9 protein-coding genes and 1 pseudogene are annotated in these 9,038 nt (G+C 33.7%); 5 read left to right on the top strand and 5 right to left on the bottom strand.

What is annotated here, in order from left to right; all coding sequences use genetic code 11:
- Nucleotides 1–1,882, bottom strand: a 1,882-nt coding sequence (locus tag KX581_RS07830) for a relaxase/mobilization nuclease domain-containing protein (RefSeq protein ID WP_231176059.1), incomplete at its 3' end; no start/stop codon positions are given.
- On the bottom strand, nt 1,872–2,204 hold the full coding sequence (locus KX581_RS07835) for a plasmid mobilization protein (RefSeq protein ID WP_231165236.1): 333 nt from the start codon (nt 2,202–2,204) through the stop codon (nt 1,872–1,874). The genes KX581_RS07835 and KX581_RS07830, both read right to left, overlap by 11 nt.
- Nucleotides 2,205–2,345: 141 nt before the next feature.
- Between KX581_RS07835 and KX581_RS07840 the strand changes: the two genes are divergently transcribed.
- The 5 genes from KX581_RS07840 (at nt 2,346) to KX581_RS07860 (ending at nt 6,166) form a co-directional block, all read left to right on the top strand.
- Nucleotides 2,346–2,627 (top strand): hypothetical protein, encoded by a 282-nt coding sequence (locus tag KX581_RS07840; protein WP_231165235.1) that lies wholly within the window; start codon nt 2,346–2,348, stop codon nt 2,625–2,627.
- Between the two features lie 8 nt (nt 2,628–2,635).
- The gene (locus tag KX581_RS07845; RefSeq protein ID WP_231165234.1) at nt 2,636–2,905 is read left to right on the top strand and encodes a type II toxin-antitoxin system YafQ family toxin; all 270 of its coding nucleotides are present in this window, start codon (nt 2,636–2,638) and stop codon (nt 2,903–2,905) included.
- Between the two features lie 488 nt (nt 2,906–3,393).
- Nucleotides 3,394–3,600 (top strand): hypothetical protein, encoded by a 207-nt coding sequence (locus KX581_RS07850; protein WP_231165233.1) that lies wholly within the window; start codon nt 3,394–3,396, stop codon nt 3,598–3,600.
- Between the two features lie 496 nt (nt 3,601–4,096).
- Nucleotides 4,097–5,410 (top strand): replication initiation protein, encoded by a 1,314-nt coding sequence (locus tag KX581_RS07855; protein WP_231165232.1) that lies wholly within the window; start codon nt 4,097–4,099, stop codon nt 5,408–5,410.
- A gap of 36 nt (nt 5,411–5,446) precedes the next feature.
- Nucleotides 5,447–6,166, top strand: a complete 720-nt coding sequence (locus tag KX581_RS07860; protein ID WP_231165231.1) for a Fic family protein — start codon at nt 5,447–5,449, stop codon at nt 6,164–6,166.
- A gap of 121 nt (nt 6,167–6,287) precedes the next feature.
- Here KX581_RS07860 and KX581_RS07865 read toward each other — a convergent pair whose 3' ends face one another.
- The 3 genes and pseudogenes from KX581_RS07865 to KX581_RS07875 all read right to left on the bottom strand — a co-directional run.
- Nucleotides 6,288–7,451 carry an MFS transporter gene (locus KX581_RS07865; protein ID WP_231165230.1) on the bottom strand — a complete coding sequence of 388 codons (1,164 nt, stop codon included), beginning with the start codon at nt 7,449–7,451 and terminating at the stop codon, nt 6,288–6,290.
- 11 nt (nt 7,452–7,462) lie between these two features.
- Nucleotides 7,463–8,515 carry a ThiF family adenylyltransferase gene (locus KX581_RS07870; RefSeq protein ID WP_231176060.1) on the bottom strand — a complete coding sequence of 351 codons (1,053 nt, stop codon included), beginning with the start codon at nt 8,513–8,515 and terminating at the stop codon, nt 7,463–7,465.
- 279 nt (nt 8,516–8,794) lie between these two features.
- Nucleotides 8,795–9,038 (bottom strand): annotated as a pseudogene (locus KX581_RS07875) (relaxase/mobilization nuclease domain-containing protein); the annotation flags it as partial.

Consider the following 9,038-nt stretch of genomic DNA (forward strand, 5'->3'; position numbering starts at 1 on the left):
TTGTTTCTTGTTCCATTCGCCTTGAAAATCGCTCATCTGCTCTTTGAAAGAAGTCTCTAATTCGTTCTTTTGTGTTTCTGTAGATGTCTTTAATTGTGTTAATTGCGTCTCGTGTTCTTGCATAAATGTTGTGTAGGATTGTTCTAGCTCTTGTTTGAGAGTTGTTTCTAAAATCTCTAATTGTGTTTTCAATTCTTTGCATTGAGCTTGTGAAGTCTCTTGCTCTTTGATTTGAGCGCTCTGTAATTCTTGTTGTAAAATCTGATTGCACTTGCTCTGTAAATCGTTTTTGAGCGTGATTTCTTTCTGTTCTAAGGTTTGTATCACTTGCTTTAATTCGGCTCTCTCTGCTCTCTCTAAAGCTTGAAATTTGGCTAATAATGTGCTGTGTGTTTGCAATAGCGTTTCGTAGCTCTCTTTCAAGTTCAAGGTTTCTGTCTTTAAGCTCTCGTAATCCTTGCTTAGCCTTTGAAATTCTGCTGTAACTTTCTCTAGCTTGATCAATAGCTCGTTTTTGTCGTTCTCTAAACTCTCTATTTTGCTGTTCTTTTCTTTGAGTAAGATCTCTTTCTCGTTTTGCAAGTTCTCTACTTCGCTGATTAAAGCGCTCTGCAACTTGTTTAAGCAATCGTTCTGCATTTTTTCTCCTTATTTCTTGGTCGGTATTTGATCGTAAATTCTCTGTAGATTGGCGTTGTTTAGTTGGTCTATTTCTCGTTTTAACTGAAAGACTTCTTTCTGTGAAAGCTCTAATTCCTTGTTTTTGCTGGGTAGAATGATTAGAAAGTATGCCCCCACTAATATTACCCCCATAATAACTAGCCCCATAATGAAAGTTAGGGGTATTAGTAAGGATTTCTTGGCTAGGTTCTTGTGGATTTGTTTCTCTAGCTCTTGTAGTTTCATTTGCATGATTTTGTTGTGTTCTTTGTTGGCTGTCTCTAGCTCCAGGTAGCTGTTCTTTAGGTTCTCGTGGTTCTTTTGAATTAAATTCGTGTAGCTGTTTATAATATTGCTGTTTGTATTTAATGTGTCTGTGTAGCTCGTTTTCAAGTTCTCGCAAAAGTTCTGCATGGTTGTCGTTAGTTGTGTGAGGATTTGAGTGTTCTCTTTGGCTTTCTCGCTGTCTAGCTTCGCTAATTTGATCTCTAATGTCTGTAATAGTTCTAAATGTTTCATGGTAGTAAAATCCTTTCAATCGTTTGGCTTTAGGTTCTTTTGGTAGCTTGACACTGATATAATCCTTGCCTTGTCTAGTAACTTCGCACTGGTTATCTTTTAAAAAATTGATGATGTCATTTCGGCTATTAAATAGCTTTCCTAAGTTGTCTTGTATGAGTTTGTCTAGTTTTTTATAGGTTGCTAAAAGTTCTTTATTTTTGGGGTTTTTAGTTTGGTGTTGTTGTATGTTGTGCTGTTTTTCTAGGTCTTTGGGGTTTGTAAAATTGTGTTTTAAGTTGATACAATCTTTCCATAGGTCAATGCGTGTAATGTCTGCACTATGATAGTAAGGAGTAAAGGCTTTTTGAATTATCAAGTCAATTCTAGGTATAACAAAGTTTAACTCCAAACGCCCCTTGTCTGTGTGTTCTACCCATAAAATGTTATAACGCCCTTGCATTTCTTGTGTGAGTAAAGCATTTTCAAAGCTTTTCATAAGCTCGTATTTTAGGCTTTCATTAATATTTGACTCTTCAAAGGATAAGCACCCTACACATGCCTTGTGTTTTTGAGTGAGAGAGAGTAAAAGGCTTTTAGTTAGATTAGCATCGCCTTTTAAAACTTTAGCTGTGCCTTGTTCTACTCTTTCATTAAGCAAGTAATTAACACTCCCATCACCATCGCCTCCACCTTGCTTAATCCCCCAAAATTTAACTAACATACTTAACTCTTAGTTGTTCTAATTGATTGCTAATCTCTATTAGTTGCTCTAAACCTAATCTATCCCATGCTCCTTTATTAGTGTTGAGATTTTTAGCGATTTGATTCAAATTGTTTCCCCACTTAGCTAATTCAATGATTAGCTCTTTATTAGCGATAGCTTTTTGCTTTTTAGATTTCACATGAGCTTGTGAGTTTTGAATTAAAAGAGAGTTTAAAACTAATTGCGAGAAGTTTAGATTTTTTTCTTGCATTTGAGTTTGGATAGTTTGCCATTCTGTTTGTGATAATCTTAAAATTTTTGTAATCGTTTTTTGTAACAAGCTTTTCCATGTTTTTTTGGCTATCCCTTAATATGATTTAGGGGGGGTCAAGGGGGTTCGCCCCATTATTTTATTTTAGCATAGATTGATTATAGTTTAGATATAATGGGCTTATAATGTCGTTTGATATAAGGAGCTACAATGTTAAGAGATGTAGAAATAGGAGTTAAATTTTATAAAGAATTTGGCAAATTAGAAAAACAATTAACTAAATATAAAAATAAGGTTTTAGAAATTAAAAAACAAATGAGAGAGATTAAAAAGCAATATTCTCAAGCCAAGAAAGATGAGAATTTATCTAATAAATATACTCCTAATGATGAGTTAAAACAAGATTTATTAGATATTGATAATCCTAATACGACTGAAAACTTTAAACCTAAAAATGCTAGTGAAATTTGGCAATATGCTCTTAATTCTTAGGGGCTTGAATGCTAGAGATTGAGTTAAAAAAGAAATTCACTAAGGATTTAAAAAAGCATATTTTAAATCAAAAAATTGAGTTAGAAATTTTTGACTTAGTGATTGAAAATTTAAGAAATCAAATTCCACTAGATGAGAAGTTTAAAGACCACGCTTTAGTTGGAGAATACAAAGGCTGTAGAGAATGCCATATTAAACCTGATGTTTTGCTCGTGTATAGAGTGAAAGACGATGTTTTAACTTTGGTTAGGCTTGGTAGTCATAGTGAGTTGTTTTAGACAAATTTCTTCTTAAAATCGCCTAGAATTGATTTTTACATTCAATCCAACCATTTCATCAGATTTTTGAAAAAAACACGAATTTGAAGCTTTTAGAAGCTAGAAAAGATATTTGTTTGACACTTTGAAAGTTGAAAATCCAAACACCCAAACACAAGAACTAAAAGATCTGATGTTAGTTTTGGGAGAGTTGTCATGGGTCTTTTTTTGCTTATATTTTCGTTTTAAGCGATTTTTAGATTTTAGGCGATGAGTTAGTCGGTTTTTTGATTTTCGTTGGTTGTAGGCGATTTTAGATAGCAAGAAACAGCTAAAAATCCAAACAATCTGATTGATTTCAAAAAAACTTTAGTTCCCTTTAGATGCTCACAGAAAGCAAATCTAGCGTGTTTAGGATCTAAAAGCACATGTAACTAGGGCTTACAATTCCACCTCCTACAAAACCGCCTAGCAAAGCGTAAGCGAGCATTCAAGCGGTTTTGCACCTATTGTTTGCTGACAAGCAAACACAGATAGGCGAAGCGTTAGCAAGCCTAGACAAAAGCGCATCGCAGTTTGAAATCGTAGGCGTTAGCCGGAGATGGTTTTGCGTTAGCAAAATCAAACAAGATAGCACAAACCTGGCGTTAACCCTAAAGTTTGAAAAACTCATGCGGTGTTTAGGGCGTTTTATGGCGCACGCTCCCCTTGTTTAACAAATATCTTGTTTATTAATAATATCTTGTTTAGACAGGATCGAACATCGTAAAATAGGGAGTTCTATCATGTTAAAACAGAGGTTTTTAATGTTTGCCCATCTCAAAAACAGAGGTTTTTAATGTTAAAAAATAGCCCAAAACAGAGGTTTTTAATGTTAAAAAATAGCCCAAACAGAGGTTTAATTATTTTATTCTCTGTTTTTTATGCTATAATACCAATGTAGGCGGTATGCATGGCAGTGTCTTTTTTGTGTCAAATTTGGAGCAATTAGCTTAATTTTTGAGTTAATGGGTGGGGAGTGTAGTGGGTGGCACTCTGTTAGGAGGCACACCATGAAGTTCATTATCGTTGTGATAGTTTCACTAGTTGTAGTGGTTCTTTTGATACAGTCACTACACTAAAAATATCCCTAGAGTTACCGCTCTAGGGGGTTTGGCTATCGCTACGATCATATCGTCTTTTGCCTTTGAATAAACTAAATAAGGATTTAACATGCCTAAAGTTAATAACGAACCTAAACCCAATAAGCGCCCTAAAAAGTTCAAGCGCCCAAGCGTTAAAAAATCCCAAAAATACCTAATCACACAAGACAACCGCTTCATTTACGCTAAATACGGCGATACGACCGCTAACGAATTGAAATTCTTTTATTACATCATCAGCAAGCTCAATTCCATCAGCGACAAAGACTTTGAACTCCATGAAGTGCCTATCAGTGAGATTTTAGGGGAGGTGTTAAGTCATGAAAGCGAAGACAATTACACCTACATTAAAAATCTGTGCAGAAGCCTATCTAAACGAATACTTGAAGATGAAAGCTTGGTTTTTGACCCTGTAACCAACAAAAAAGAAGAAGTTTTTGAGGTTATGGCAATTTTCAAAAGAATACAATACCTAAAAAGAAAAGCTGTAATTTGTTACCAACTCAACGACTGCCTAAAACCCTACTTGCTAGGGCTTAGGAAGAATTTCACGCAGATCCACCTACAACACATTTTGCCGATTAGAAGCGGTTATGCGATCCGCATCTATCAAATCCTATTAAGCGAACTCAAGCAAAACCGCAACGAAGTTACAAAGGGTTTGTTGTATTTGCAAGATATATTGTGCGTGCCAAAAAGTTTTTATGCGTGGATAGACTTCAAACGCAATGTTTTAGAGCCAAGCATCAAAGAGATTAACGCTACCACCGACATTGTAGCCAGTTACAGCACCAAAAAACAACGCCAAAAGATCACTGAAATCGTGTTTGAAATCTGCTATAAAGATTTGCAAAAGCGTAAAGATCAAGCTAAAGACAAAGAACAACAACGCATTCAAATGGAAGTCATCAAACCGCTCACCGAACTCAAAGACAAAACCCTAGCTTACCCCACCGATCCGCTAGATGAAAACGCTAACATTGCATTAGTGTATCGTGGAATGCATGAAGTCAAAGAAGTCAAAGGCAAGCTGCAAGTGGTATTGACTTTAGAAGAAGCCAACAACCCAAGAAAAAAACAACCACTCATTATATCTAACGCCAATCAAATTGAAAAACTCAAAGCCATGCATGAAAACTATCAAAAAAAGTTTTTCACTCAAAACGCCTCTAAAATCCTCAAAAACAAAGATGGAAAAGGAACAGCATACATTCAACAAATCCAAGAAAACCTCAAAAAAAGAAAAGAAGAAGAAAAAGCCATTGAAACCAAAGCCACACCAATAACAAAAGCTGAAGCAGTGTCTATCCTAGAAAAAATCAAGAAACGCAATGTAGCTGATCTTTTCACCAACAACACACAAGAAGATCCACCTAATCAATGAAAATTTTTTTCATTGATCTCAATTGAAAGGACATGCATGCCAACTAAGGATTTATCTAAACTCATAGAAAAACTGAATTATGAAAAAAAGAATGCTATTAAAAATGGCATTTACCACCTGATTCAAATCAAATTTTCTTATAACTCCAATCGCATTGAGGGAAGCGGTTTGACCTACGAACAAACCGCTCATATTTTTGACAAATCCGTTCTGATAATTGAAAAAAACGCCAATATCAAACTTGATGATATTTTTGAAACCATCAATCATTTTGAATGCGTGAATCACTTGCTTGAAAGCTATAAAGAACCTTTGAATTTAGAATACTTCAAAACTTTACACAAAATCTTGAAAAAGAATTGTTCTGATGAAGTTATTGGTGGTTTCAAAAAACGCCCTAATTTTGTAGGCAATAGTGCCACAACAAGACCCCAATTAGTTGAAAGCGAATTGACAAATCTTGTGAAAAATTACCAACGCAATCTTGAAGTGAGTTTGGAAAACATCATAGATTTTCATGTGGCTTTTGAAAAGATACACCCTTTTAGCGATGGCAATGGTAGGGTGGGGCGATTAGTGATGTTCAAAGAATGTTTGAAAAACAATATCATGCCTTTCATTATAGAAAACGAACACAAAGCCTTTTACTACAGGGGCATCAAAGAATATGACAACACAAAATGCTATTTGAAAGACACCATTTTACAAAGTCAAGACAATTTCAATAAAATGGTTAGCTATTTCTTTTCTAAGTGAAACCGCTTGTTTTTGCTTGTGTGCTTTTGTTTTTTGCGTTTTTAGTTGTAGGTGGTAGGAATAATCGTTTTTTTGTTTTGCGTTGAGTAATTTTAGATAGCAAATCGTGGGATTGAATATATTAAATTTTTACTTTGCATAGGAATACACATGTCAAAATAAGCGTGACTATAAAATGTACAGCGATAACTATAGTCGGAGAAAAAATAAGTAGCTCCAAACTTGTTATGCCTAAAATAATAACAGAAATTACTCGTGAGACACTAGATTTTAGAGAAGTAAGGGATGAGATTTTCTCTTTACTGACATAAAGAGAAAATTGATAACTTACAATAAAATCTATGTATGTAAACAAGGCAACACTGATCATATAGGCACTAACAAATAGCAATATGTCCATACTTAGCAATAGTGCACTAGCAAGTCCAGTTAAAAAGATCATGGCAATAGTCATATATCGGTTATACGAGTTGGCGTTACAAAAATGAACGAGAATTCCTATAATTTGAAATGATATATAAAATATAAACAAGTAGTTTTCTGTAATCTGTTTGTCTAGAAAGTAGGCTTGCCATAATTGAAAATGACTTTGAAAAAAGATTTGCAAAATTAGACTGAGTAGAATTAGATTTTTAAGAAGTGGTTTATCTTTTAGCTCTCTAAAACTTTCCCTTACATGTTGTTTTAATATCTGCAACTGTCGCTTTTTTTCTAGTTTATGAGAAGAATCATCTTTAAAAAATAAAATAATGACCGAGATACACAGTAATGTAAGCAAGACTGATATGTAGTACATGGAGACACCATATTTTAAATACAAGAATGAGCCTGAGCAACTTCCAATTATCAACCCTATAAAACTGATTTGGCGACTTTTAGCAATGAATGGTGATAAATCTTCTTTTTGGTCTTTGATGTTAGTAATGAGAGTGGCATCAATTGTACCTGAGTCTAGAGCGTTTGATAACCCATAAATGCCCCATGCTAGAACCATACTAACAAAGCTGTCTAACCATAGAACACAAAAAAAACTGCACACTAAAACTAATTTTGAAACAATAAAAAGCATCTTTCTATTTATTAAATCTGCTAACACACCACTCGGATATTCTGAGAGTAAAACACACAAACTGTAGGTGGCTTGTATGATCATAATTTGACTTAATGATAATCCTTTATTGAGCAATAATGGTGTTAAAATGGCGTGTGGCAAAGACTGAGCAATGACAAGTAGCATCGTTGCACAGTAATAAGAGAGTATATTTACTTTTAGTGCTTTGTTCATATTAAGAAACTCTATAAATTATGATTAGAGCAAAATACACATTTATAATCTACACTAGATGGCAAAGTGTATGTTTTGAAAGTTTTGTTGTCAACTCCGAATCGGCAGTTCAGGGATTTTATGGAGTTAAAATCATCAGACATAAATTGTATAATATCTGAAATTGCTAGGCTAGAAGCGATAGAGTTATTTAAAAAACTTGATGGTGCCTGCATGCGGTCATTTATAAGACATATGTCCAGATTTTTATCACTGTCTTTTTTATCATCTAGAGCAAAACTATTATGGCAAAAAGGACAACAAGACAATGAAGGGATATAAAAAGGACCGATAAGAGATATGTCATTTAAATAGCCAATATTTAAAAACGGAATGCGACACTTACAAAAAAATCTCGTTGCCAATTGTACTGTGTTTGGATTATCTCCAGAAACAATTCCAAACAAATTTTCTTTTTTATGTTTAGAAAAAATTTCTTCAAGATTGTATTCACTGGCAAAATCATCTACTGTCTCAATATTGATGTCAAATCTACTAGAAAGAGCCTGCTTTATGGCAGATGTTTTATATTGTGAAATGTAATTCTTGTCAAACAAGAACTGGCGGTTAAGATTGCTGGGATCAACGGTATCCTTATCTAACAATATTAGTTTTTTTGGATAAAAACTTGCTAGAGCATAGCTTACAAAATTTCCAATACCCCCACAACCAATAATGATGAAAATAGTTCTTTTAAAATTATTTATTGTTAGTTCTGGTTTATTTGACATTAAATCGATAAACAGGTGGTTCTTAAAGTTTTGTTTGTCATTTGGATTTAGTATGAATGAGGTAATAAGTTTATTGGCAACTAGCTTATCAAAAATATCATGTTCTATTTTGTTAGCTTCCATAAAACTTTTTATCTCATTCATTCTTTTCTTCATTATCAGAAAAACCAATAATCTCAGTGATTTTTCAAATTCATTATGATCAACGCAATACTGATATGTTCCAAGACCAATAATATTTTCTGTATCTGTTTGACCAACACATGCACTAAAACTAGTTTGATAACACTGCATAAATAACCTTTCCTGAATAACTAACTCTACTCCGATAAAACTTTGAGCAATTACACTCTAAAATAGAGTGCAAAATTTTTCAATTTAATTACGGTATGACAATTTCATGGCTTACTCCTTTATAACTCTAAAAATTACGGAAATAATAACAATAATTATGATTTTTTTATTTACTGATTACATATTCGTAATAATATTTTTTGTAGTTTGGGTATATTTTGCACGATAATGTGGCACTAAAGTAATTTTTACAGATATAAAAAAAGAATTTTTTAATCCTTACCGCCCATGCACACGACTATAATTTCTCTCGTTTTCTATCTCTTGATTGTGTTCTCTAATCTTTCTATCCAGCTGTGTTGTTCTTGCATGAAGCTCTCTTGTTTCTTGTTCCATTCGCCTTGAAAATCGCTCATCTGCTCTTTGAAAGAAGTCTCTAATTCGTTCTTTTGTGTTTCTGTAGATGTCTTTAATTGTGTTAATTGCGTCTCGTGTTCTTGCATAAAGATTGTGTAGGATTGTT

Origin of the sequence: Helicobacter pylori, assembly GCF_021062735.1 — a bacterium.
Taxonomy (GTDB): Bacteria; Campylobacterota; Campylobacteria; order Campylobacterales; family Helicobacteraceae; genus Helicobacter; species Helicobacter pylori_DN.

Bases quoted from the DNA above. Each gene is read 5' to 3' on its own strand.
- KX581_RS07860 (WP_231165231.1), top strand. From the start codon at position 5,447: ATGCCAACTAAGGATTTATCTAAACTCATAGAAAAACTGAATTATGAA.
- KX581_RS07870 (WP_231176060.1), bottom strand. From the start codon at position 8,515: ATGCAGTGTTATCAAACTAGTTTTAGTGCATGTGTTGGTCAAACAGAT.
- KX581_RS07845 (WP_231165234.1), top strand. From the start codon at position 2,636: ATGCTAGAGATTGAGTTAAAAAAGAAATTCACTAAGGATTTAAAAAAG.
- KX581_RS07840 (WP_231165235.1), top strand. From the start codon at position 2,346: ATGTTAAGAGATGTAGAAATAGGAGTTAAATTTTATAAAGAATTTGGC.
- KX581_RS07865 (WP_231165230.1), bottom strand. From the start codon at position 7,451: ATGAACAAAGCACTAAAAGTAAATATACTCTCTTATTACTGTGCAACG.
- KX581_RS07855 (WP_231165232.1), top strand. From the start codon at position 4,097: ATGCCTAAAGTTAATAACGAACCTAAACCCAATAAGCGCCCTAAAAAG.